The organism is Pseudomonas sp. C9D1 (assembly GCF_056491235.1).
This window is the reverse complement of sequence record NZ_JBSZIE010000003.1, coordinates 428,841-453,441: the sequence shown is the minus strand read 5'-3', so window position 1 is coordinate 453,441 and position 24,601 is coordinate 428,841. Positions and strand designations below refer to the sequence as shown.

At 65.8% G+C, this 24,601-nt stretch carries 20 protein-coding genes; 4 read left to right on the top strand and 16 right to left on the bottom strand.

The annotated features are described in order from the left end of the window. Nucleotides 1-161 precede the first annotated feature (161 nt). Both ACXI0U_RS29570 and ACXI0U_RS29565 read right to left on the bottom strand, forming a co-directional pair. Complete coding sequence (locus ACXI0U_RS29570; RefSeq protein WP_479551247.1) at nt 162-758, bottom strand: NADPH-dependent FMN reductase; 597 nt, start codon at nt 756-758, stop codon at nt 162-164. Nucleotides 759-897: 139 nt separating this feature from the next. Beyond that, nucleotides 898-3,042, bottom strand: coding sequence for a methyl-accepting chemotaxis protein (locus ACXI0U_RS29565; RefSeq protein ID WP_479551246.1), 2,145 nt, complete (start codon nt 3,040-3,042; stop codon nt 898-900). Between the two features lie 240 nt (nt 3,043-3,282). Here ACXI0U_RS29565 and ACXI0U_RS29560 point away from each other — a divergent pair, with 240 nt between their 5' ends. From ACXI0U_RS29560 to ACXI0U_RS29550, 3 genes are all read left to right on the top strand, one after another. Further along, nucleotides 3,283-4,602: a Na+/H+ antiporter family protein gene (locus tag ACXI0U_RS29560; protein ID WP_479551245.1), complete on the top strand. Its 1,320-nt coding sequence runs from the start codon at nt 3,283-3,285 to the stop codon at nt 4,600-4,602. Nucleotides 4,603-4,726: 124 nt separating this feature from the next. Further along, on the top strand, nt 4,727-6,409 hold the full coding sequence (locus tag ACXI0U_RS29555) for a methyl-accepting chemotaxis protein (protein ID WP_350446338.1): 1,683 nt from the start codon (nt 4,727-4,729) through the stop codon (nt 6,407-6,409). Nucleotides 6,410-6,569: 160 nt separating this feature from the next. Then, entirely contained in the window at nt 6,570-7,637 is a 1,068-nt protein-coding gene (locus tag ACXI0U_RS29550; RefSeq protein ID WP_350446337.1) for an AI-2E family transporter, read from the top strand. A gap of 9 nt (nt 7,638-7,646) precedes the next feature. Here the strand turns inward: ACXI0U_RS29550 and ACXI0U_RS29545 are convergent, their stop codons facing one another. Continuing rightward, nucleotides 7,647-8,171: an alpha-ketoglutarate-dependent dioxygenase AlkB family protein gene (locus tag ACXI0U_RS29545; protein WP_479551244.1), complete on the bottom strand. Its 525-nt coding sequence runs from the start codon at nt 8,169-8,171 to the stop codon at nt 7,647-7,649. A 152-nt stretch (nt 8,172-8,323) separates the two neighbouring features. On the opposite strand from ACXI0U_RS29545, the gene ACXI0U_RS29540 reads away from it, so the two are divergent. Next, nucleotides 8,324-9,526, top strand: coding sequence for an alpha/beta hydrolase family protein (locus ACXI0U_RS29540; RefSeq protein WP_479551243.1), 1,203 nt, complete (start codon nt 8,324-8,326; stop codon nt 9,524-9,526). A 95-nt stretch (nt 9,527-9,621) separates the two neighbouring features. Here the strand turns inward: ACXI0U_RS29540 and nuoN are convergent, their stop codons facing one another. The 13 genes from nuoN to ACXI0U_RS29475 all read right to left on the bottom strand — a co-directional run bounded on the left by nuoN (nt 9,622) and on the right by ACXI0U_RS29475 (nt 24,498). Beyond that, nucleotides 9,622-11,097 (bottom strand): NADH-quinone oxidoreductase subunit NuoN, encoded by a 1,476-nt coding sequence (gene nuoN, locus ACXI0U_RS29535; protein ID WP_479551242.1) that lies wholly within the window; start codon nt 11,095-11,097, stop codon nt 9,622-9,624. A gap of 20 nt (nt 11,098-11,117) precedes the next feature. Beyond that, complete coding sequence (gene nuoM, locus ACXI0U_RS29530) at nt 11,118-12,647, bottom strand: NADH-quinone oxidoreductase subunit M (protein WP_043241691.1); 1,530 nt, start codon at nt 12,645-12,647, stop codon at nt 11,118-11,120. Nucleotides 12,648-12,672: 25 nt separating this feature from the next. After that, nucleotides 12,673-14,520 carry an NADH-quinone oxidoreductase subunit L gene (gene nuoL / locus ACXI0U_RS29525; RefSeq protein WP_479551241.1) on the bottom strand — a complete coding sequence of 616 codons (1,848 nt, stop codon included), beginning with the start codon at nt 14,518-14,520 and terminating at the stop codon, nt 12,673-12,675. Next, the gene (gene nuoK, locus ACXI0U_RS29520) at nt 14,517-14,825 is read right to left on the bottom strand and encodes an NADH-quinone oxidoreductase subunit NuoK (protein WP_031287559.1); all 309 of its coding nucleotides are present in this window, start codon (nt 14,823-14,825) and stop codon (nt 14,517-14,519) included. The genes nuoL and nuoK overlap by 4 nt, the downstream gene beginning before the upstream one ends. A gap of 7 nt (nt 14,826-14,832) precedes the next feature. Then, nucleotides 14,833-15,333: an NADH-quinone oxidoreductase subunit J gene (gene nuoJ, locus ACXI0U_RS29515; protein WP_021219043.1), complete on the bottom strand. Its 501-nt coding sequence runs from the start codon at nt 15,331-15,333 to the stop codon at nt 14,833-14,835. A 10-nt stretch (nt 15,334-15,343) separates the two neighbouring features. Beyond that, the gene (gene nuoI, locus ACXI0U_RS29510; protein ID WP_173174306.1) at nt 15,344-15,892 is read right to left on the bottom strand and encodes an NADH-quinone oxidoreductase subunit NuoI; all 549 of its coding nucleotides are present in this window, start codon (nt 15,890-15,892) and stop codon (nt 15,344-15,346) included. Between the two features lie 11 nt (nt 15,893-15,903). Then, a complete protein-coding gene (gene nuoH / locus ACXI0U_RS29505) occupies nt 15,904-16,896 on the bottom strand; it encodes an NADH-quinone oxidoreductase subunit NuoH (RefSeq protein ID WP_184490278.1) in 993 nt (330 codons plus the stop codon). Further along, nucleotides 16,893-19,616: an NADH-quinone oxidoreductase subunit NuoG gene (gene nuoG / locus ACXI0U_RS29500; RefSeq protein WP_479551240.1), complete on the bottom strand. Its 2,724-nt coding sequence runs from the start codon at nt 19,614-19,616 to the stop codon at nt 16,893-16,895. The genes nuoH and nuoG overlap by 4 nt, the downstream gene beginning before the upstream one ends. 98 nt (nt 19,617-19,714) lie before the next feature. Next, nucleotides 19,715-21,061 (bottom strand): NADH-quinone oxidoreductase subunit NuoF, encoded by a 1,347-nt coding sequence (gene nuoF, locus ACXI0U_RS29495; RefSeq protein WP_021219039.1) that lies wholly within the window; start codon nt 21,059-21,061, stop codon nt 19,715-19,717. Then, nucleotides 21,058-21,549: an NADH-quinone oxidoreductase subunit NuoE gene (gene nuoE, locus ACXI0U_RS29490; protein WP_021219038.1), complete on the bottom strand. Its 492-nt coding sequence runs from the start codon at nt 21,547-21,549 to the stop codon at nt 21,058-21,060. Before nuoE ends, nuoF begins: the two co-directional genes overlap by 4 nt. 1 nt (nt 21,550) lies before the next feature. Next, nucleotides 21,551-23,332 carry an NADH-quinone oxidoreductase subunit C/D gene (gene nuoC, locus ACXI0U_RS29485; protein WP_021219037.1) on the bottom strand — a complete coding sequence of 594 codons (1,782 nt, stop codon included), beginning with the start codon at nt 23,330-23,332 and terminating at the stop codon, nt 21,551-21,553. Nucleotides 23,333-23,396: 64 nt separating this feature from the next. Beyond that, the gene (locus ACXI0U_RS29480) at nt 23,397-24,074 is read right to left on the bottom strand and encodes a NuoB/complex I 20 kDa subunit family protein (protein ID WP_021219036.1); all 678 of its coding nucleotides are present in this window, start codon (nt 24,072-24,074) and stop codon (nt 23,397-23,399) included. Nucleotides 24,075-24,084: 10 nt separating this feature from the next. Then, nucleotides 24,085-24,498 (bottom strand): NADH-quinone oxidoreductase subunit A, encoded by a 414-nt coding sequence (locus ACXI0U_RS29475; RefSeq protein ID WP_021219035.1) that lies wholly within the window; start codon nt 24,496-24,498, stop codon nt 24,085-24,087. Nucleotides 24,499-24,601: the final 103 nt, after the last annotated feature.

Here is a 24,601-nt window from a genome sequence, read left to right as displayed (position 1 = left end):
CCGGGTATTCCATCGCGAATGAATTCGCTCCCACGAGGTGGGTTGCGGTGCTGGCTGCAAGATCGCCTGGTGGATGAAAAGAGCGTCATCCACCCGGATGTGCGGATGTGCGGGGGAAGCGGGTATGGGGAACCCCGCGCCAGGCGGCGCGGGGCGGGGCATTACATGCCGTTGGCGAAGGCCGGGATGCTCATGTCGATGGTTTCGCGAACGGGCTTCAGCGCGGTGGCGTACTTGGCCAGGATGTCCAGGTCGTAGTCCATGCGCGCGCGGATGCGCTGGTCGTCTTCGCCGACCACTTCGGCGCCGTTGAGCACCTTCTCCACGCCGCGCACGATCAGGTGCTCGGGCAGGTAGCAAAGGCGGCAGTTCTTGTAGCTGGAGGCGCGCAGCTCGCTGATCGGGTAGCCGCCGCCGATGCCGGAGGAGATGCCCACCAGCAGGGCCGGCTTGTGGGCCAGTTCGGCCTTGCTGGCGTAGATGAAGAAGTTCTTGATCGCCGGGCAGGCCATGCCGTTCCACTCGGGGGCGATGACGATCACCGCGTCGGCGGCCTTCAGCTGCTGCTGGAAGCCGGCCCAGGGGCCGGTGTCTTCGGCCGGCCACAGGGGCAGCGGCTGGGCGCCCAGGTCGATGACGCTGGTGTGGGCTTCGTTGGCCAGTTGCAGCTCCACCAGGCGTTGGCGGATGAAGCGGGCGACCTTGCCGGACTGGCTGTTGGCACGGCTGGAGCCGGCGACGATGGCGTAGTTGAGCATCTCGGGTTTCCTTTCTGAGGGATGGCGCAGGCTAGCTGGCAGCGCAGCGGCGGACAAGCACCGGCGCGTCAGCGCGGCGGGCAAATGGTGACAGGGGCGGTGCGTGCCAGGCGCCGCGAACGCGACCCCTGGCACGGCGTCAGACGCGGAACTGGTCCATCAGCCCTTGCTGGTGGTTGGCCAGCCTGTTGAGCGCCTGGCTGACCTGGGCGGATTCCTGGGCTTGGCCGGAGAGGGACTCGGTGACGTCGCGGATGGCGGCGACGTTGCGGTTGATCTCCTCGGCCACCGCGCTCTGTTCCTCGGCGGCGCTGGCGATCTGCAGGTTCATGTCGGTGATCACCGCCACGGCATCGCCGATGCGCTGCAGGGCGGCGACCGCGTGTTCCACCTGCTCGACGCTGCCCTGGGCCTGGCGATGGCTGCTGTGCATGGAGCCGACCACCTCGCGGGTGCCGTGCTGCAGGCCTTCGATCACCTGGCGGATTTCCTCCACCGAATCCTGGGTGCGCTGGGCGAGGTTGCGCACCTCGTCGGCGACCACGGCGAAGCCACGCCCGGCCTCACCGGCACGGGCCGCTTCGATGGCGGCGTTGAGGGCCAGCAGGTTGGTTTGTTCGGCGATGGCGCGGATCACCTCCAGCACCGAGCCGATCTGCTCGCTGCTGCTGGCCAGGCCCTGGACTTCCTTCATGGCGGCGCTCATTTCGCTGGCCAGCTGCTCGATGGCGCTGGTGGTCTTGCCGATCACGCCCAGGCCCTCGCGGGTGGCGTGGTCGGCACCGCGCGCGGCTTCGGCGGCCTGGGCGGCGCTGCGGGCGACGTCCTGGGCGGTGGCGCTCATTTCGTGGGAGGCGGTGGCGACCTGGTCCACTTCGCGGTACTGCTGCTGCATGCCGGCGCTGGTCTGGCTGGCGATGGCGGCGGATTGGTCGGCGGTGCTGCGGGCGTCCTGTACCGAGCGTTTCACGTCGGCTATGACCGGTTGCAGCTTGTCGAGGAAGCGGTTGAACCAGCCGGCCAGCTCTCCCAGTTCGTCCTGGCGGGCGTACTCCAGGCGACGGGTGAGGTCGCCTTCGCCACTGGCGATGTTCTTCAGCATGGCGGCGACCCCGAGGATCGGCCGGGTCACGCCCAGGGCGGTGAGCCACATCAGCAGCAGGCCGACCACGGCGGCGGCGAGGCCGATCAGGGTGGCGGTCAGGCTGCTGGCGGCGCTTTGCTCATCGAGCTGCGCTTCGAGCTTCAGCGCCGGGCCCAGCAGGACCTTGTCCGGCACCTCCAGGAGCACGCTCCAGGCGGCGCTGGTGGGGATCGGCTTGAACGGCTGCATGACGCGGAGAATGCCTTCGCGGTCGATCTCGGCGGGCTTGCCGGCGCTGACCACCGAGGCGATCTCGCCGGCGTCGGCGCCGAAGGCCTTGTCCAGCTTGAGGCTGAGCTGCGAGGCGTCGCGACTGTGGCCGGCGAGCAGGCCGATGGGGCTGATGATGCTGACCTGGCCCTGGCCGTCGTAGAGGTCCTTGCTGCCGTCGACGCTGAGCTGCTGGAGGTTGTCCAGGCTGATGTCCAGGCCCATGACGCCGACCACCTTGCCGTTCAGTTCCAGGGGGAAGGCGATGCTGGTCATCAGCACCTTCTTGCCACCGACGTCGTCGTAGTAGGGCTCCAGCACGCAGGAGTCACGGGTTTTCAGCGGGCAGGTGTACCAGGTGTTGTAGGGCATGCCGTTGGCCATGGGGCTGCTGTCGCCGAGCAGCTCCTCGGTCATGGATTCGGACTCCAGCTTGCCGGGGGTGGATTGCGACCAGTAGAGGGAGAAGCGGCCCTTGTCGTTGCTGCCCAGCTCGGCCTGGTCGATGAACAACTCGTCCTTGCCGTCCAGGGCGTTGGGCTCGAACACCAGGTAGAGGCCGAGCAGATTGGGGTTGGCCTCGAGGCTGGTCTTCACCTGGCGGGTCATGTCCTCGCGCAGGTCGAAGGCGTCGAGGAAGCGTTTCTCGGCCTGGTCCTTGAGGAACAGCACCTGGCGCGAGAAGCCCTTGCCGTACTGGTAGGTGTCCATGAAGTAGCGCTGGATGCGCAGCGCCTGCAACTCGCCGCGGGCCTGCATGCGCTGGCGTGCGCTCTGGTCGAGCATCTGCGAACTGGCGGATTTCACCAGCTCGGCACTGCGTTTGGACTGGTAGAGCGAGGCACCGACCAGGAGGGTCACGATGGCCAGCAGGCAGAGGCCGGCGAGCAGGGTGATTTTCCACTGAATGGACAGGCGACTGAACGGCATGGGTCTTTCCTTCTATCTCGTCGGACTGCAAGCCGCTATCGGCGCGGCAGGGAAAAACTTGATGCGCCTGCCATGGCGATGCGGCTTCCACACGGAATGCATGGGAGCGGCGAATCTGGATGCAAATATTATGCACAGGGCGTCCAGTATTTCGCACGGCGTTTCTTTTGACACCCGCCCGCTCATTCGGCAGAGTACGCGGCTTTTTTTGCGGGACACCGCAAGGCGGGAGAGAAGCGGATGAATGCAGTGATTGTAGCTGTCGCCATCATGCTGGTGCTGAGCCTGTGCCGGGTGCACGTGGTGATGGCCCTGGTGATCGGCGCGCTGGCGGGCGGCCTGCTCGGCGGCCTGGGCGTGCAGGGCACGCTGGATGCCTTCAACAAAGGCCTTGGTGGTGGCGCGACCGTCGCCCTGTCTTACGCGCTGCTGGGGGCCTTCGCCGTGGCCATCGCGCGTTCCGGGCTGGCCCATGCACTGGCGGACGGCATCATCGGCCGTATCGGCCGGGGTGGTGCACAGGAAGGCGCTGCGCTGAAATGGATCCTCATCGCCCTGTTGCTGTGCGTGGCCATCTCCTCGCAGAACATCCTGCCCATCCACATCGCCTTCATCCCGCTGCTGGTGCCGCCGCTCTTGTACGTGCTGACGCGCCTGCAGATCGACCGCCGCCTGGTGGCCTGCGTGATCACCTTTGGCCTGATCACCCCCTACATGTTCCTGCCGGTGGGGTTCGGCAACATCTTCCTCAACGAGATCCTGCTGGCGAATGTGGTGAAAAGTGGCGTCGACGTTACCGGTGTGAACGTCACCGAGGCGATGCTGATACCGGCGCTGGGCATGGTTTCCGGCCTGCTCATCGCGGTGCTGTTCAGTTATCGCCGCAAGCGCGTCTATGACCTGACGCTGATCGCCCAGGCCGAGCAGGTGGAGGCGAAGTACGATCCGCGCAGCCTGGCGGTGGCCGGCGTGGCCATCCTGGTCGCCTTCGTGGTGCAGCTGTGGCTGGACTCGATGATCGTCGGCGCCCTGGTGGGCTTCCTGGTGTTTTCGCTGTCGGGCGTGGTGCGCTGGAAAGAGGTCGACGACCTGTTCACCCAGGGCATGAAGATGATGGCCATGATCGGCTTCATCATGATCGCCGCCGCCGGCTTCGCCGAGGTAATGCGCGCCACCGGCCAGGTCTCCAGCCTGGTGGAGGCCTCCGCTGCGCTGATCGGCAACAGCAAGGCCATGGGCGCGCTGCTGATGCTGCTGGTGGGCTTGCTGGTGACCATGGGCATCGGTTCGTCCTTCTCCACGGTGCCGATCATCGCGGCGATCTTCGTGCCGCTGGGCGTGCAGCTTGGCTTCAGCCCGCTGGCCATCGTGTCCATCGTTGGCACCGCCGGGGCGCTGGGCGATGCCGGCTCGCCCGCCTCGGACTCGACCCTGGGGCCGACCTCCGGGCTCAACGTCGATGGCCAACACGATCACATCTGGGACACGGTGGTGCCCACCTTCCTGCATTACAACCTGCCGCTACTGGCATTCGGCTGGGCGGCAGCCATGCTTCTCTGACAGCCCCCGTGCCATCCGGCCGAACGTCGGTGTCGGCCGGGTGCTACAGCTATTCACGGGGCTGCCGATAAGCGGTCGATCCCGTTTCGTTTTCCCGGCCTGCCTCCCTTCAAGGAATGGAAATATGCGCCTGACACTCAAAACCAAGGTCTTGCTGCTGGCGCTCGCGCCGGTGATCCTCTTCGCCCTCGTACTCAGCGGAGCCGCCGCCAAGGTGCTGCTCGACCTGGCCGAAGGCGAGGTCAAGGAAACCCGCGAACGGCTGATCCAGGAGAGCCGCCAGGAGCTGCAGCACTACATGCAGATCGCCCTGGGCTCGGTCCAGACCCTCTATGACGCGTCCCCGGCCAACGACATGGCCACCCGCGACAAGGCCATCGAGATTCTCAAGAAGATCAAGTACGGCAAGGACAGCTACTTCTTCGCCTACGATTCGCAGGTGATCCGCCTGTTCCGCGGCGACAGCCCGGTTGACGTGGGCAAGAGCTTCTCGGGCCGCAAGGACGTCAACGGCGTGCCTGTCAACGACGAGCTGGTCCGGGTCGCCAAGGACGACAGCCACTACGTGTTCTACAGCTCGCCCCTACCGGGCAACGAGAGCGTGCAGGTGCCCAAGCTCGGCTACACCTACTACCTGCCCAAGTGGGACATGGCGCTCGGCACTGCGGTGAACCTCGATGGCGTGGAGGCCCAGGTGGCGGTGGTGCAGGAGGCGATCGACGCGCGCATCAGCACCATCCTCACCAGCATCGCGGTGATCGCCGCGATCCTGCTGGTGGTGTTCGGCATCATCGGCACCGCGTTGAGCAACGCCTTCCTGCGTCCCCTGCAGCAGATCAAGGCCAACCTGGACGACATCGCCGCAGGTGAAGGCGACCTGACCCGCCGCCTGCCGGCCGACAGCCATGACGAGCTGGGCGAACTGGCGGGGTCGTTCAACCGCTTCGTCGAGAAGATCCACGGCCTGGTGCGCCAGATCGTCGACATGACCGGCCAGCTCACCGGCCTGGTGGGCGAGGTATCCGCCCAGGCCCACCGCTCCGAGCAGGCCATGGAGCGCCAGCGCCACGAGACCGACCAGGTGGCCACGGCGATCAACGAGATGTCCGCCGCCGCCCACGAAGTGGCCAAGAGCGCCCAGGGGGCCGCCGAGGCCGCCCAGCAGACCGACCAGGAAGGCCAGGCGGCGAAGAAGGTGGTGGACGGCAGCATCACCCGCATCCATGCGCTGGTGGGCGATATCCGCGAGAGCGGTGCATCCCTGGACAGCCTGCAGCAGGACGTGCAGTCCATCGTCAGCGTGCTGGGGGTGATCCGCTCCATCGCCGAACAGACCAACCTGCTGGCGCTCAACGCCGCCATCGAGGCCGCACGGGCCGGCGAGGCGGGTCGCGGCTTCGCCGTGGTCGCCGACGAGGTGCGCGCGCTGGCCAGCCGCACCCAGCAGAGCACCCAGGAAATCCAGGGCATGATCGACCGCCTGCAGCAGGGCACCCAGGAGGCGGTGACCTCCATGCGCCGCTCCAGCGATGCCGGCGAGATCACCAGCGAGCAGGCCAACCAGGCCGGCTCCTCGCTGGATGCCATCGCCCAGCTGATCGGCACCATCAATGCCATGAACGCGCAGATCGCCAGCGCCGCCGAGGAGCAGACCGCAGTGGCCGAGGAGATCAACCGCAGCGTGCACCAGATCGCCGTCGCCGTTGACAGCGTCGCCGACGAAACCCAGCAGGGCGCGCAGACCGCCCGCAGCCTGGCCGCTCTCGGTGAGCGCCTGGGGGCGCTGGTGCGTCAGTTCCGCATCTGATCCGGTAGTGATTCACGGGGGCGAATCCAGTGGAGATTCGCTCCTCGTGCTCCGTTTCCCCGGGCTGAAGCCCGGGCTACAGCGCCTGGTCGCAAAGTCTTCGCACTTTCCCCGTCTCGCTGCGGACTAATCAGGAACCCTCCCTGATGGTGTCCGCTCCATGTCCGAATCCCGCTACCCACTGGAAGTCCGCACGCTGATCCTGTTGCTGGTGCTGGTGACCCTGGCCTTCGGCTGGATACTGCTGCCGTTCTATGGGGCGGTGTTCTGGGCGGTGGTGCTGGCGGTGGTGTTCAGCCCGCTGCAACGGCGGCTGGCACTGCGGATGGGCGGGCGGGGCAACCTGTCGGCGCTGATCACCTTGAGCGTCTGCCTGCTGGTGGCGATCCTGCCGGTGTTCTGTATTGCTGCGCTGCTGGTGCAGCAGGGCGCCGATATCTACCAGCGACTGGATTCGGGCGAGCTGGATGTCGGTGTCTACGTGGCGCGGGTGCGCGAGGTGCTGCCGGCGGTTCTCCAACATCAGCTCGACCGTTTCGGTCTCAATGATTTCGATGGCCTGCGTGACCGCATCGTCAGCGGTGCCATGCAGGGCAGCCAGTTCATCGCCACCCAGGCCTTCTCCATCGGCCAGGACACCTTCCAGGTGGTGATCGGTTTCTTCCTCATGCTCTACCTGCTGTTCTTCTTCCTGCGGGACGGCCTGGACATCGTCCGTGGCATCCGCATGGCGGTGCCCCTGGCCGACCACCACAAGCGCCGCCTGCAGATCAAGTTCACCCGGGTGGTGCGGGCCACGGTGAAGGGCAACGTGGTGGTGGCGGCCATCCAGGGCACCCTGGGCGGGCTGATCTTCTGGGTGCTGGACATCCCCAGCGCGTTGCTCTGGGGCGTGCTGATGGCGTTTCTCTCGCTGCTGCCGGCGGTGGGCTCGGGGATCATCTGGGCACCGGTGGCCGCCTACCTGCTGCTGTCCGGCAACACCTGGCAGGGCGTGGTGCTGGCGCTGTTCGGCGTGCTGGTGATCGGCATGGTGGACAACGTGCTGCGCCCGATCCTGGTGGGCAAGGACACGCGCATGCCGGACTACCTGGTGCTGCTCTCCACCCTGGGCGGGCTGTCGCTGTTCGGCCTGAATGGCTTCGTCATCGGGCCGCTGATCGCGGCGCTGTTCATGGCCAGCTGGGACCTGTTCACCAGCACCCGCAAGCAGGTCAGGCTGCCTTGAGGGCGGCCCTCAGCTGAGGATCTGGCGGAAGGTCAGGCTGATGCGCGGGCCGGCCGCTTCCACCCTGGGAATGGCGTGCAGCCAGTGGGCCTGGACGGCCTGGTCCATGTACAGCAGCGAACCCGGTACCAGCTCCCAGGTGACTTCATGGCTCCTGTCGGCCTTGTTGCGGAAGTGGATGGGGCGGGTGCTGCCCAGGGAGAGGATGGCGACGCCGGTGTCCGCTGCCAGCCCGGTGCAGTCGTCGGAATGGAAGCCCATGGAGGACTGGCCGTCGTCATAGAGGTTGAGCAGGCAGTTGTTGGGCCGGAAGCCCAAGCGCTGGTGCAGCCGCTCGCACAGGGGCTGGAGGACGTCCGGCAGCGGGGTGGCGGGGTAGTCGATCTGCGAGTAGTTGTAGGCCACGCCGTAGCTGGCGGTGCGCCGGGCGCGCATCCGTGTATCCCACTCGACGCTGGCCATCAGCTGCTGGAAGAGCGCGTCCGGGGTCTCGAGGAAGTGGGGGTCGAACAACAGGTAGGGTGTGTCGTGCATGGGCGGCATCCTTGCTGGAGGGAGGATTCTATGCCGAGGACGGGCGTCATGTATCGGCGGGTTTACCCAGTCTTTACCGAGCACTGACCGATGTCGCCGGTCCCGCTGCCGATAATGCCGGCTCCCTTCCCTGGTCCTTTTCGGCTATCGCCATGCCCAATTCCCGTTCCCGTCGTTCACGTTTTTCCTTACTGCCGTTGCCCCTGGCCATCGCCCTTGCGCTGGGCGCCTGTTCCAGCCCGCCGGAAAAGCCCCAGGACCAGGTGGCCGCCATCCAGGCGGCGCGCCAGGGCGGCTATGTGCCGATAGCCGGGCCGGTGCAGGGCTGGGATGCCACCTGGACGCTGGGCCAACAGCCACTTGAGGTGAGCTGGCTGGCGCCGGCCGGTGAACATGGCGCGGCACCGCTGATCCTCTACCTGCCGGGGCTGGGAGAGTCGGCCCGTTCCGGCGAGCTCTGGCGTCGCGCCTGGGCCGAGGCGGGTTACGCGGTGCTGTCGATCCAGATGCCGCAGCAGGGGCGCGCGCTGTATTCCAGTGGCGACGCCCAGGCCGGGGCCTTCCGCAAGCTGGCCCAGGATAATTACTCCCAGGCGTCCCTCAGGCAGCGCATCACCCTGGCCCAGGCGGCACTGGCCGAGGCGGCGAAACGCGGCCGGGCGGGCGACCCCGCGCTGGCGGGGGTGGACTGGGACAACTGGATGGTGGCCGGCTTCGATCTGGGGGCGCAGACCGCCGCCGCGCTGGTCGGTGAGCACGGCAACGGCGAAGCGCGGCTTTCCGCCCTCAGGCCCAAGGCGGCGATCCTGCTCAGCCCCTATGTGGAAAGCAGCTACGACACCGATCGCTTCACCCATATCGACGTGCCGGTGCTGAGCGTCAGCGGGCCGCGCGACGAAGACCCCTTCAGCTGGATTCCCTCGCCCCAGCAGCGCCAGGTGCTCTGGCGTGGGCTGCAGGTGAACGACAGCTACCTGCTGACCCTGATCGAGGCCGATCACGCGTTGCTGGGGGGCGAACTGCCACGCCCGATGGGCGGGCCGGGGCACGGTGGCGAGCGTGGCGGGCCGGGTGGCGGCATGGCGCGGCCACTGGCTTTCAATGAGGGCGGTGGTGAGGGACGCCGAGGTGGCCCCGGTGAAGGCCCGGGCGGTCGCCATGACGGCCGCAAGCCTGGCACCGGCGGTGGCATACGCGAGCACTTCGACCCTCGGCAAGCCGCTTATGTGCAGGCAGTGACCTTGGCATTTCTCGATTCGCGCCTGCGCCGTGCGGCGGCTGCAAGCCAGTGGCTGGACCAGAACGCGGCGACCTGGCTGGGCCACGGCGCCTGGCTGGAGAAGAAGAACCCCTGACCGCTGCGGCGGGGGAGGGGAGCACTCGCGCACTGCCTGCTCCCGGAAAAGAAAAAACCCGGCCTAGGCCGGGTTTTTCAGTGCAGCGGCTGGCTTCAGTGAGCCAGGGCCACCAGGCCGGAGTGCTGCACCAGGTCCAGCAGCGGCTGCGGGTAGACGCCGAGGAAGAACGCCAGCAGGGCGACGAACAGCAGCATGATGCCGCCGGCGCGTTGCGCCCAGTGCAGGTCGGCGTCGTGGCGGCGCAGGTTGGGCTCCACCAGGAACAGGGTGACCATCACTCGCAGGTAGTAGAAGACGCCGATGGCGCTGCCCAGGACCATCACGCCCAGCAGCAGCCACAGGCCCGACTCGACACCGGCGGCGATGACGAAGAACTTGCCGATGAAGCCTGCGGTGAGCGGGATACCGGCGAGCGACAGCATCATCACGGTGAGCACGGCGGTCAGGTACGGACGGCGCCAGAACAGGCCGCGGTATTCGTACAGGGCGTCGCAGTCACGGCCGTTGTACGGGGTGGACATCAGGGTCACCACGCCAAAGGCGCCGAGGCTGGTCAGCACGTAGGTGGCGAGGTAGACGCCGATGGCTTCCACGGCCATGCCCTTGCTGGCGATCAGTGCGATCAGCAGGTAGCCGAAGTGGGCGATGGAGGAGTAGCCCAGCAGGCGCTTGATGTTGTTCTGCACCAGCGCGAGCAGGTTGCCGAACAGGATCGAAGCGATGGCGATGGCGCCCAGCAGGTCGTTCAACCAGCCGCCGGCGGTGGCCGGGGAGATCTGGTACAGGCGCAGCAGCACGGCGAATACGGCGACCTTGCTGGCGGTGGCCAGGAAGGCCGAGACCGGTGCCGGAGCGCCTTCGTACACGTCCGGGGTCCAGAGGTGGAAGGGCACCAGGGACAGCTTGAACGCCAGGCCGATCAGCATCATGCCGATGCCGAGGTGGACCAGCATGTTCTGCGCGCCTTCGGCGGAGAACTTCGCGCCGATGCCGGTGAAGCTCAGGGTGCCGGCGTCGGCGTAGAGCAGCGCCATGCCGAACAGCAGGAAGGCGGAGCCGGCGGCCGAGAGCACCATGTACTTGATGCCGGCTTCCAGCGAACGCTTGTTGAAGAAGGCGTAGGCGACCATGCCGTAGACCGGCACCGAGAGCAGCTCCAGGCCGATGAACAGGCCGGCCATGTGCTGCGCGGTGACCAGCACCAGGCCGCCGCAGGCCGACAGCAGGATCAGCAGGTACATTTCCTCGCGGTTGCCCGGGTAGCCCTGGCCGGTGTTGCCGCCCAGGTAGGCGTGGATCAGGGTGACGCACGCGAGGGTCGAGGCCAGCACCAGGCCCATGTAGTAGCAGCCGAAGGTGTCGATCTTCAGGAGCGGGGTGACCTCGATGGGCGTGACGCCCAGGGCCGGGATGATCGCCAGCAGTGCCAGGTTGAGGCCGACCACCGAGAGTCCGAAGGTCAGGGTGTGGTTGCGCTTCCAGGCGATGGCCAGCATCACTACGACGACGGTGGTGCAGGCCACCAGCAGCGGTAGCAGGGCGATCAGGTGTTGAGTCGTGAATTCCACAGCGTGATGTTCCATAACAGCTACCGGGCCGAGGCGAGTTGGGTGAAGGCTGCATCCAGCCACTGATGCACGCCGTGCATGCTAGCGGCGGAGGTGTCCAGCACCGGTTGCGGGTAGACGCCCAGGAGGATCAGCAGGACGGCGAGGCCGAGCACCATGATCAGCTCGCGGGGCTTGAGGGCCTGCAGCGGGGTGTCGGACTTGGCCGGGCCGAAGTAGGCGCGGTGAATCATGATCAGCGAGTAGACCGAGCCGAACACCAGGCCGGTTGCGGCGATCACGGTGACCCAGGTTGCCTTCTGGAACGAGCCGACCAGGATCAGGAACTCGCCGACGAAGTTGCCGGTGCCGGGCAGGCCGAGGGCCGCTGCGGCGAAGAACAGGCTGATGGCCGGCAGGTAGGGCATGCGGCTCCAGATGCCACCCATCTCGCGCATGTCACGGGTGTGCAGTCGCTCGTAGAGCTGGCCGCAGAGGATGAACAGCGCCGCGGCGGAAAGGCCGTGGGCCATCATCTGCACCACCGCGCCCTGCAGGGCGATCTGGCTGCCGGAGTAGATGGCGATGAGCACGAAGCCCATGTGCGACACGCTGGAGAAGGCCACCAGGCGCTTGATGTCGGTCTGCGCGAAGGACAGCAGGGCACCGTAGATGATGGCGAACACGCCGAGCCAGTGGGCGATGGGCGCGAACTCGGCCGATGCATGGGGGAACAGCGGCAGGGCGAAGCGCATCAGGCCATAGGCGGCGGTCTTCAGCAGGATGCCGGCGAGGTCCACGGAGCCCGCGGTCGGGGCCTGGGCGTGGGCGTCGGGCAGCCAGGAGTGGAACGGCACCACCGGGAACTTCACCGCGAAGGCGATGAAGAAGCCGAGCATCAGCAGGTATTCGGCGGTCGGGGTGAGCTGGACCTTGAGCAGGTCGGCGTAGTTGAAGGTCATCACGCCGGTGTTGTTGTAGTTGATCAACACCAGGCTGAGGATGGCCACCAGCATCACCAGGCCGCTGGCCTGGGTGAAGATGAAGAACTTGGTGGCGGCAGTGATGCGGGTCTTGCCCTTGCTGCCGCTGTGACCCCAGAGCGCGATGAGGAAGTACATCGGCACCAGCATCATTTCCCAGAAGAAGAAGAACAGGAACAGGTCGACGGCGAGGAACACACCGACGACGCCGCCCAGGATCCACATCAGGTTCAGGTGGAAGAAGCCGACGCGGTTCTGGATCTCGTTCCAGGAGCAGAGCACGGACAGCACACCGAGCAGGCCGGTGAGGGTGACCATCAGCACCGACAGGCCATCCATCGCGAGGTGGATGGTGATGCCGAAACGCTCGATCCACTGCACCTTGAACTCGTGCGCCCATACGGGGCCGGCTTCAGGGGAGGGGGCCAGGGTGAAGTCACCGGTTGCCCACAGCCAGAGGCCGAGGCCGAACAGCAGGGACATGGTCAGCAGCGCGATCCAGCGCGGCAAGGTGTTGCCGAAGCGCTCACCTTGCCAGCACAGCAGGCCGCCGATGAAGGGGATCAGGATTAGCCAGGGCAGAATCATGACGGGCTGGTTTCCTTAAGAAGATTCAAGTCAGCAACACGGCGCCGAGCACGAGCACGGCTCCGCCGACCAGGGATACTGCGTACCAGCGCAATTGGCCGGTCTGGCTGCTGCTCAGCAGGCCGTTGCCGCCCCGCACGATGCGCGGGATCAGGCCGATGCCGGAATCGATCGGGTCATGGCCGAGCAGGCGGGTGATGAGCAGGTAAGGCTTGACGAAGAGCTTGTCATAGAGCCAGTCGAAGCCCCAGGCGGCGAACCACCAGGCGCCGAGGAAGCGGCCCGGGGCGCTCTGGGCGACGGCGCTGACGAAGCGGCGCTTGCCAAGGAAGAGCAGGGCGGCCAGGAGGATACCCGCCAGGGCGATGGCACCCGAGGCGATCTCCAGGCTGTGCTGGGCTTCGCCACCGGCGTGGCCGACGCTTTCCGGCAGGACGCCAGCCAGCGGCGGGGTGATCAGCGCGCCGATGAAGGTGGACAGCACGATCAGCACCGACAGCGGCAGCCAGTGGGCTACGCCGTGGCCCGCATGGGCTTCGGTCTTGGCCTCGCCATGGAAGGCGATGAAGATCAGGCGGAAGGTGTAGATCGAGGTCAGGAAGGCACCGGCCAGGCCCGCGTAGAGCAGCCACTGGTGACCACTGGCGAAGGCTTCCCAGAGGATCTCGTCCTTGGAGTAGAAGCCGGCGGTGACCAGGGGCAGTGCAGCCAGGGCCGCGCCGCCGACCAGGAAGCTGGCATAGGCCAGCGGCAGCTTCTTCCACAGGCCGCCCATCTTGAAGATGTTCTGCTCGTGGTGGCAGGCGTTGATCACCGCACCGGAGGCGAGGAACAGCAGGGCCTTGAAGAAGGCGTGGGTCATCAGGTGGAAGATCGCCGCGTCCCATGCGCCAACGCCCAGGGCGAGGAACATGTAGCCGATCTGGCTCATGGTGGAGTAGGCGAGGATGCGCTTGATGTCGGTCTGCACCAGCGCGGCGAAGCCGGCGAGTACCAGGGTGACGCCACCGACGATGCCGACCAGTTCGAGGATCTCGGGGGTCAGCAGGAACAGGCCGTGGGTACGGGCGATCAGGTAGACGCCCGCGGTGACCATGGTGGCCGCGTGGATCAGTGCGGAAACCGGGGTCGGGCCCGCCATGGCGTCGGCCAGCCAGGTCTGCAGCGGCAGCTGGGCGGACTTGCCCACGGCGCCGCCGAGCAGCATCAGGGTGGCGATCCACAGCCAGGCGTCGCCGGCGACGTATTTCTGCGGGGCCAGCACCATCAGCTCCTGGATGTTCAGGGTGCCCAGGTGCATGAACAGCAGGAACAGGCCGATGGCCATGAACACGTCGCCGATGCGGGTGACGATGAAGGCCTTGAGCGCGGCGTTGCCGTTGTTCGGGTTGCTGTAATAGAAGCCGATCAGCAGGTAGGAGCAGAGGCCCACGCCTTCCCAGCCGAAGTACAGGAACAGCAGGTTATCGCCGAGCACCAGGAACAGCATGCTGGTGATGAACAGGTTGGTGTAGGAGAAGAAGCGCGAGTAGCCCTCCTCACCACGCATGTACCAGGAGGCGAACAGGTGGATCAGGAAGCCGACGCCGGTGACCACACCCAGCATGGTCAGCGATAGGCCGTCCAGGTACAGGGTGAAGCTGGGGGCGAAGCCGTCGACGTTCATCCACTGCCAGAGCACCTGGGTGTAGATGCCACCCTCCGGCGGGGCGACGTTGAACTGGAAGATGATCCAGGCCGTGGTCAGTGCCGAGAGGCCAACGGAGCCCACGCCGATCACGGCGGAGGTGTTTTCGGAGAAGCGCCCGCGGGAGAACGACAGGATCAGCCAGCCGAGCAACGGGAAGAGGAAAGTCAGGAATAGAAGGTTCATCCGCGCATCTCGCTGGCAGCGTCGATATCGAGGGTGTGGAAGCGGCGATACAGCTGCAGCAGGATGGCCAGGCCAATGCTGGCCTCGGCGGCTGCGAGGGTGATCACCAGAATGAACATGATCTGGCCGTCGGCCTGGGCCCAGCGGGCACCGGCGACGACGAAGGCCAGGGCGGCGGCGTTCATCATCACTTCAAGGCTCATCAGCACGAAGAGGATGTTGCGGCGCACCATCAGGCCGACCAGCCCGAGGCCGAACAGCATGCCGGCGACGGCGAGGCCATGTTCCAGGGGGATTGCTTGCAGCATGGCGTTACTCCTTCGCTTCGTGGCGGCCGAGGTGGTAGGCCGCGACCAGGGCTGCCAGGAGCAGCATGGAGGCGAGTTCGACGGCCAGCAGGTAAGGGCCGAACAGGCTGATACCCACTGCCTTGGCGTCTACCGTGGTCTGGCCGATGGTGGCGCCGCTGCTCTGGCTGAACAGCACATAGAGCAGTTCGGCCAGCAGGGCCAGGGACAGCGCCGAAGGGCCGACCCAGATGCCGGGCTTGAGCCACTTGCGCTCCTGCTCGACGATGGCTGGGCCAAGGTTGAGCATCATCACCACGAAGACGAACAGCACCATGATGGCGCCGGCGTAGACGATGATTTCCAGGGCGCCGGCGAAGGGTGCCCCAAGTGCGAAGAAGCACATCGAGACGGCCAGCAGGGAAATGATGAGGTAGAGCAGCGCATGCACCGGGTTGGTGTTGGTGACCACCCGCAGGGTGGAAACAACAGCGACGCCTGCGGCGAAATAGAAAGCGAATTCCACGCACGTCTCCTTAGGGCAGCAGGCTCTTCACGTTGATCGGCTCGGCTTCGTTCTGCGCGGCGCCTTTCGGCTTGCCGGCAATGGCCATGCCGGCCACGCGATAGAAGTTGTAATCGGGGTTCTTGCCGGGGCCGGAAATCAGCAGGTCTTCCTTCTCGTAGACCAGGTCCTGGCGCTTGTACTCGCCCATCTCGAAATCCGGGGTCAGCTGGATCGCGGTGGTGGGGCAGGCTTCTTCGCACAGGCCGCAGAAGATGCAGCGGGAGAAGTTGATCCGGAAGAACTCGGGGTACCAGCGACCGTCGTCGGTCTCGGCCTTCTGCAGCGAGATGCAGCCGACCGGGCAGGCCACGGCGCACAGGTTGCAGGCTACGCAGCGCTCTTCGCCGTCGGGGTCACGGGTCAGCACGATGCGGCCACGGTAGCGCGGCGGCAGGTACACGGGTTCTTCGGGGTATTGCAGGGTGTCACGCTTGCGGAAGCCGTGGGAGAACACCATCACCAGGCTGCGCAGCTGGGTGAAGGTGCCGACCACCACGTCGTAGATGTACTTGATCATGGTCTTTCTCCTTACTGGGCCGTGGCCAGCACGACGGCGCCGGTCACCAGCAGGTTGATCAGGGTCAGCGGGAGGCAGAACTTCCAACTGAAGGCCATCACCTGGTCATAGCGCGGACGTGGGATCGACGCGCGGAGCAGGATGAACAGCATGATGAAGAAGGCGGTCTTCAGGGCGAACCAGATGAACGGGATCTGCGGCAGGATGCCGAAGGGGCCGTGCCAGCCGCCGAAGAACAGGGTCACCAGCAGCGCGGACACCAGCACGATGCCGATGTACTCGCCGACGAAGAACATGCCCCATTTCATGCCGGCGTATTCGATGTGGTAGCCGTCGGCCAGTTCCTGTTCCGCTTCCGGCTGGTCGAACGGGTGACGGTGGGTCACGGCGACGCCGGCGATGAAGAAGGTACAGAAGCCGAAGAACTGCGGAATGATGAACCACAGGTGCTGGGCCTGGTATTCGACGATGTCGCGCATGTTGAACGAGCCGACCTGGGCGACGATGCCCATCAGCGACAGGGCCAGGAACACCTCGTAGGAGACGGTCTGGGCCGAGGCACGCAGGCTGCCGAGCAGGGCGAACTTGTTGTTGCTCGACCAGCCGGCGAAGAGCACCGCGTACACGGTGATACCGGCCATGGCGAAGAAGAACAGGATGCCGATGTTCAGGTCCGCCACACCCCAGGTGGGGGTGATCGGGACCACGGCGAAGGCGATGAGCAGGGCGCTCATGGCGATCACCGGCGCCAGGGTGAAGATCACCTTGTCGGCGAAGGGCGGGGTCCAGTCTTCCTTGAAGAACATCTTCAGCATGTCGGCGGCGATCTGGAACATGCCGAACGGGCCGACGCGGTTGGGGCCGTAGCGATCCTGCCACCAGCCCAGCAGGCGTCGTTCGACGAAGCTGAGCAGGGCGCCGCAGACGACCACGGCGAGCAGGATGACGATGGCCTTGACCACCGCGATGATGACGTCGATCACCTCGGGAGTGAGCCAGCTCATTGCGCGGCCTCCTGCAGCAGGGTCACGGTGGCGCCAGCGATGGCACCCGGGATACCCGGCAGGCCGGCGGGCAGGCCCACCAGGCCGGCGGCCAGTTCTTCACGGACCTGCAGCGGCAGGCGCAGGGCCTGGCCCTTGACCCGCAGAGCCAGCATGGCGCCGTCGTTCACGCCCAGGCGATCCGCCTCGGACTTGGCCAGGGCCACGTAGGGCTCTGGCATGCGCTCCTGGATCGGCGCGGCACGGGAGGAGTTTTCCTCGCTGCCGAACAGGTGGTGGAAGGGAACCACCTGCCAGGTGCCCTGGGCCGGGTTGAACGGAGCGGCGACGGCGAACCAGGGCAGGGTGGCGCCCTTGGCTTCGATCAGGCGTACGCCCGGGTCGCCGGCACGCAGGTGACCGCCGACTTCGTCCTGGAACTTGTTCCAGGCCTGGGGCGAGTTCCAGCCCGGGGACCAGGCGAACGGAATCTGCTGACGGGGTTCGGCGCTGCCGGCATAGCCTTCCATGGAGAAGGCGAAGGGCGAGTCCTTGTCCTGCGGCTGGCGCGGCTCGTGCACGCTGATGTTGGCGCGCATGGCGGTGCGGCCGCTGTAGCGGTGCGGTTCGCGGGCCAGCTTCAGGCCCTTGATGCGGAACGAGGCGCTGGGCGCGGCGTCACGGATCGAGGCCAGCAGGCTGCTGCTGTCGGCGACGGCGGCGGTGACCTGGTCGAGCTGGGTCCAGTCGACGGACTTGTCCTGCAGGGTGCTGTGCAGGGCGTGCAGCCAGCGCCAGCCCTCGCGCACGAGGATGTTGGCGTCGTAATAGGTCGGGTCGTAGACCTGGAAGAAGCGCTGGGCGCGGCCTTCCTGGCTGACCAGGGTGCCGTCGCCTTCGGCGAAGCTGGCTACCGGCAGCACCAGGTGGGCGCGCTCGACGGTGGCGGTCTGCTGGTGGTCGGCGACGATCACCACCTGGGCGGCGGCGAGGGCGGCGTCGACCTTGGCAGCGTCGGCACGGCGGTAGAGGTCGTTCTCCAGTACCACTACGGCGTCGGCCTGGCCGGCCGTCAGGGCTTCCAGGGCGGCGTCCACGGATTTCCCACCGAGCTTTTCACCCAGGAGCAGGGCGAGGCCCATGCTGTTGGCTTCCGGGACCACCAGGCTGATGGAGCCGTTCTTCTCACGGTTCTTCAGCGCGCTGGCGATGTTGGCGGCGGCCTCGATCAGGGCCTTTTCGCCCAGGGACGCGCCGGAGACGATCAGCGGGCGCTTGGCGGCGACCAGGGCGTCGGCGATGGCCTTGACCAGCTCGGCGGCTTCGCTGTCCAGGCCTTCAACGGCCGGTGCACTCGGGTCGATGGCGTGGGCCACGGCGAAGCCGATGCGGGCGAGGTCAGCCGGGGCGGCGTGCACGCACTGGGTGGCGACGTCGTCGAGGCGGGTCTCGGTGGTGCTGGCGATGAACAGCGGGTTGAGCGCGTCCTGGGCGACGTTCTGTACGGCCGCCATGTGCCAGTCCTGGATCTTCATCGAGGCGGCGATGTCGGTGGCCTTGCCCTTGACCGACTGGCGCAGGGCCAGGGCGACGCGCGCGGCGGTCTGGGTCAGGTCTTCGCCGAGGACGAACACGGCATCGTGGCTTTCGATGTCGCGCAGGGTCGGTACCGGCAGCGGGCCGTTCTGCAGGATGTCGCGGATCAGGCGGATGTTTTCCAGCTCACCCGCGGCGATGCCGGAGTAGTAGTTGGCTTCGCCTACCAGTTCACGCAGGGCGAAGTTGGATTCCAGGCTGGCGCGGGGCGAGCCGATGCCGATCACGCGCTTGCCCTTGAGCAGTTCGGCGGCCTTGTCCAGGGCGGCATCGAGGCCGAGCTTCTGGCTGCCGAACAGCGGTTGGCGCGGGCGGTCTTCACGGTTGACGTAGCCGTAGCCGAAACGGCCGCGGTCGCAAAGGAAGTACTGGTTCACCGAGCCGTTGAAGCGGTTCTCGATACGGCGGATTTCGCCATAGCGCTCACCGGGGCTGATGTTGCAGCCGCTGGAGCAGCCGTGGCAGATGCTTGGGGCGAACTGCATGTCCCACTTGCGGTTGTAGCGCTCGGAGTGGGTCTTGTCGGTGAACACGCCGGTCGGGCAGACCTCGACCAGGTTGCCGGAGAATTCGCTCTCGAGGGTGCCGTCCTCGACACGTCCGAAGTAGACGTTGTCGTGGGCGCCGTAGACGCCGAGGTCGGTGCCGCCGGCGTAGTCCTTGTAGTAGCGCACGCAGCGGTAGCAGGCGATGCAGCGGTTCATTTCATGGGAAATGAACGGGCCGAGCTGCTGGTTCTGGTGGGTGCGCTTGGTGAAGCGGTACCGGCGCTCGTTGTGGCCGGTCATCACCGTCATGTCCTGCAGGTGGCAGTGGCCGCCTTCCTCGCACACGGGGCAGTCGTGCGGGTGGTTGGTCATCAGCCACTCGACGACGCTGGCGCGGAATTGCTTGGCCTCTTCGTCGTCGATGGAAATCCAGGAGTTGTCGGTGGCGGGGGTCATGCAGGACATGACCAGGCGGCCGCGCTTGTCGTTTTCGTCGGTGTACTGCTTGACCGCACACTGGCGGCAGGCGCCGACGCTACCGAGCGCCGGGTGCCAGCAGAAGTAGGGGATGTCGAGTCCGAGGGACAGACAGGCCTGCAGGAGGTTGTCTGCACCATCGACTTCGAGCGTCTTGCCGTCTACGTGGATAGTGGCCATGGTTCAGTCTTCATCTGCCCGTTTGACCGGGCGTGGCTAATGGAATCAGGTTGCGGTCGGGGCCGCTTGTGGCGGCCGCCAACCGGCGGAACTGGCTCTTATGCGCCGACCGGTTCGGGTCGGATCGCCGGTGCGTTCTCGGCGATGCCTGCCTCGAACTCCGGACGGAAATACTTCATCGCGCTACCCAGCGGCTCGACGGCGCCCGGTGCGTGGGCGCAGAAGGTCTTGCCTGGGCCGAGGAAGTTGACCAGCCCTTCGAGGGTTTCCAGGTCACCGCGTTGGCCTTCACCGCGCTCGAGGGCGCGCAGGACCTTGACGCTCCAGGGCAGGCCGTCGCGGCAGGGGGTGCACCAGCCGCAGGACTCGCGGGCGAAGAACTCTTCCATGTTGCGCAGCAGCGAGACCATGTTGATGCTGTCGTCTACGGCGAGCGCGAGACCGGTGCCCATACGGGTGCCGACCTTGGCGATACCGGCGGCGTACATGGGCGCATCCAGGTGTTCGGGGAGCAGGAAGCCGGTACCGGCGCCGCCGGGCTGCCAGGCTTTCAGTTTGAAGCCGTCACGCATGCCGCCGGCATAGTCTTCGAAGAGTTCGCGGGCGGGGACACCGAAGGGCAGCTCCCACAGGCCGGGGTTCTTCACCTTGCCGGAGAAGCCCATGAGCTTGGTGCCCATGTCTTCGCTGCCGGGGCGGGCGAGGCCCTTGTACCAGTCCACGCCGTTGGCGACGATCGCCGGCACGTTGCACAGGGTCTCGACGTTGTTGACGCAGGTGGGCTTGCCCCAGACGCCGACAGCGGCGGGGAAGGGCGGCTTGGAGCGCGGGTTGGCGCGGCGGCCTTCCAGCGAGTTGATCAGGGCGGTTTCTTCACCGCAGATGTAGCGGCCGGCACCGGTGTGGACGAACAGCTCGAAGTCGAAGCCGCTGCCGAGGATGTTCTTGCCCAGCAGGCCGGCGGCCTTGGCCTCGTCGATGGCGCGATTGAGGTTGCGCGCCGCGTCGACGTATTCGCCGCGCAGGAAGATGTAGCCGCGATAGGCCTTGAGCGCGCGGGCGCTGATCAGCATGCCCTCCACCAGCAGGTGGGGCAGCTGTTCCATCAGCATGCGGTCCTTCCAGGTGTTGGGTTCCATTTCGTCCGCGTTGCACAGCAGGTAGCGGATGTTCATGGATTCGTCGGCGGGCATCAGGCCCCATTTCACGCCGGTGGGGAAGCCCGCACCGCCGCGGCCTTTGAGGCCGGAGTCCTTGACGGTCTGCACGATGTCGGCCTGGGCCATTTCGCCCAGGGCCTTGCGTGCGGCCGCGTAGCCGTTCTTCTGCTGGTATTCCTCGAGCCAGATGGGCTGCGCGTCGTCACGCAGGCGCCAGGTCAGCGGGTGCGTCTCGGCGCTGCGCTGAATGCGGTTGGCCGGGCCGACGGAGGTGAGGGTCTTCATTGATAGGCCTCCAGCAGTTGCGCGACGCCATCGGCGCTGACATTGCCGAAGGTATCATCGTCGATCATCAGGGCCGGGGCCTTGTCGCAGTTGCCCAGGCAGCACACCGGCAGCAGCGTGAAGCGGTTGTCGGCGGTGGTCTGGCCGAGGCCGATGCCGAGGTTCTGCTGGATGCTGCCGAGCACGGACTCATGGCCGCCGACGTAGCAGGTCATGCTGTCGCACACACGGATGATGTGGCGGCCCACCGGCTGGCGGAAAATCTGACTATAGAAGGTGGCTACACCTTCGACGTCGCTGGCGGGGATGCCGAGGATTTCGCCAATGGCATCGGCGGCGCCGTCAGGCACCCAGCCGCGCTCCTTCTGGACGATCTTCAGGGCTTCGATGGACGCCGCGCGCGGGTCCTCGTAGTGGTGCATCTCGTGCTCGATGGCCGAGCGCTCGGTTTCGCTGAGGGCGAAACGGTCGGTCTGGATAATGCTCATGTCAGCGGTCCACGTCAGCCATAACGAAGTCGATACTGCCCAGGTAGGCGATCAGGTCGGCCACCATGCTGCCGCGGATCACCGAGGGGATCTGCTGCAGGTGGGCGAAGCTGGGCGTCCGGATCCGGGTGCGGTAGCTCATGGTGCTGCCATCGCTCGTCAGGTAGTAGCTGTTGATGCCCTTGGTCGCCTCGATCATCTGGAAGGCTTCGTTGGCCGGCATGACCGGGCCCCAGGAAACCTGCAGGAAGTGGGTGATCAGGGTTTCGATGTGCTGCAGCGTGCGTTCTTTCGGCGGCGGCGTGGTCAGCGGGTGGTCGGCCTTGTACGGGCCTTCCGGCATGTTCTTCAGGCACTGGTCGATGATGCGGATGCTCTGGCGCATCTCTTCGACGCGGACCATGCAGCGGTCATAGGCGTCGCCGTTGTGGGCCAGCGGCACTTCGAACTCGAAGTTCTCGTAGCCCGAGTAGGGGCGTGCCTTGCGCAGGTCGAAGTCCAGGCCGGTGGAGCGCAGGCCGGCGCCGGTGACGCCCCATTCCAGGGCTTCCTTGGTGTTGTACTGGGCGACGCCGATGGTACGGCCCTTGAGGATGCTGTTCTTCAGGGCAGCCTTGGTGTACTCGTCGAGGCGCTTGGGCAGCCATTCGACGAACTCCTTGACCAGCCCGTCCCAGCCGCGCGGCAGGTCGTGGGCGACGCCACCGATGCGGTACCAGGCCGGGTGCAGGCGGAAGCCGGTGATGGCTTCGATCACCTTGTAGGCGCGCTGGCGGTCGGTGAAGGTGAAGAACACCGGGGTCATGGCGCCGACGTCCTGGATGTAGGTACCCAGGAACAGCAGGTGGCTGGTGATGCGGAAGAATTCGGCCAGCATCACGCGGATGGTGTCGACCTTCTGCGGCACCTTGATGCCGGCGAGTTTCTCGACCGCGAGCACGTAGGGCAGGTTGTTCATCACCCCGCCGAGGTAGTCGATGCGGTCGGTATAGGGGATGAAACTGTGCCAGGACTGGCGCTCGGCCATCTTCTCGGCACCACGATGGTGGTAGCCCACCTCCGGTACGCAATCGAGGATTTCTTCACCGTCCAACTGCAGGATGATGCGGAAGGCACCGTGGGCAGAGGGGTGATTGGGGCCGAGGTTGAGGAACATGTAGTCCTCGTTCTCGCCCTGGCGCTTCATGCCCCAGTCTTCGGGGTTGAAGCGCGCGGCTTCTTCTTCCAGCTGCAGCTTGGCGAGGCTCAGGCTGTAGGGATCGAATTCGGTGGCGCGCGCCGGGTAGTCCTTGCGCAGCGGGTGACCTTCCCAGGTGTTCGGCATCATGATCCGCGACAGGTGCGGGTGGCCGGAGAAGTGCACGCCGTACATGTCCCAGACTTCACGCTCGTACCAGTTGGCGTTCGGCCAGATGCCGGTGACGCTGGGCAGGTTGAGGTCGCCTTCGGACAGGGACACCTTGATCATCACGTCGCTGTTTCGCTCGATGGAGATCAGGTGGTAGAAAACGGTGAAGTCGGCGCCCGGCAGGCCACGGCGCTGGGTGCGCAGACGCTCGTCGACGCCATGCAGGTCGTACAGCATGACGAAGGGGCGCGGCGAATTGCGCAGGAAGGTGAGGACTTCGACGAGCTTCTCGCGAGCGACCCAGATCACCGGCATGCCGGTGCGGGTGGCCTGGAGGGTGAAGCTCTCGGCGCCAAAGCGGGAATTCAGTTCAACGACGACGTCTTGGTCGTCAGCCTTGTAAGGCGGGATAGACAGAACGGTGTCTGCAGTCATGGTCTCGGTCGCTTTCGGTCAACGTACAGAGTGAGCCGGGTCTCTTCTCGTGGAAGAGACCGGATCAGACTTCGTCGGGGCTGCGCAGGTTGGTGACCTGAATACGCTGTTCGCGGCGCTGTTCCTTCTGCGACGGCATTTCGGCACGGTAGATGCCTTGGTCGCCGACGACCCAGGAAAGCGGGCGGCGCTCCTTGCCGATGGATTCCTGCAGCAGCATCAAGCCTTGCAGGAATGCCTCCGGGCGGGGAGGGCAGCCAGGGATGTACACGTCCACGGGGAGGAACTTGTCCACGCCCTGAACCACCGAATAGATGTCGTACATGCCGCCGGAGTTGGCGCACGAACCCATCGAGATCACCCACTTGGGCTCCAGCATCTGCTCGTAGAGGCGCTGGATGATGGGCGCCATCTTGATGAAGCAGGTGCCGGCGATGACCATGAAGTCAGCCTGACGGGGTGATGCACGAATGACTTCCGCACCGAAGCGGGCGATGTCGTGCGGCGCGGTGAAGGCGGTAGTCATCTCCACGTAGCAGCAGGACAAACCGAAGTTGTACGGCCACAGGGAGTTCTTGCGACCCCAGTTGACTGCACCGTTGAGAACATCTTCGAGCTTGCCCATGAAGATGTTCTTGTGGACCTGATCTTCTAGCAGGGGGTCGGAAACGATCTCCCGCTCGCCGATCGGGTACTGCTCGTTGGGAGCAGTCGGATCGATCCGAGTAAGTTTGTATTGCATCGCCAAAGCCTCATTGTTTTAGCTTCGCCTGCCGATTGCGACGACCTTCGGGAGCCCAATCAAGAGCACCGATGCGCCAGAGATAGACAAGACCTGCCAACAGAATTGCTATGAAAATGGTAGCTTCGATGAGGCCCGCCCACCCGCTTTCGCGAACGGATACGGCCCAGGCGAAGAGAAAGAGGGCTTCGACGTCGAAGATCACGAAGAGCATCGCGACCAGATAGAATTTTGCGGAGAGGCGCAGGCGCGCGCTGCCGGTGGGGAGCATCCCCGATTCGAACGGCTCGTTCTTGGCGCGGCCATGGGCTCGGCTGCCGAGAAGGCTCGAGACACCGAGCATGAAGGCACAGAGGCCGATCACGCCCAGCAGGAAAATAGCGAAACCCCAGTTATGGGAAAGAATGGCAGTGGCGTCCGACATGCCGGAACTCCTTCAACAAGGAACGGCGTTCACTCGTAATTAAATGGGGTCTTGCCCGCACTAGAGTGCCCGGCAATCTATTCGGACAATTTTATGCCCGTAT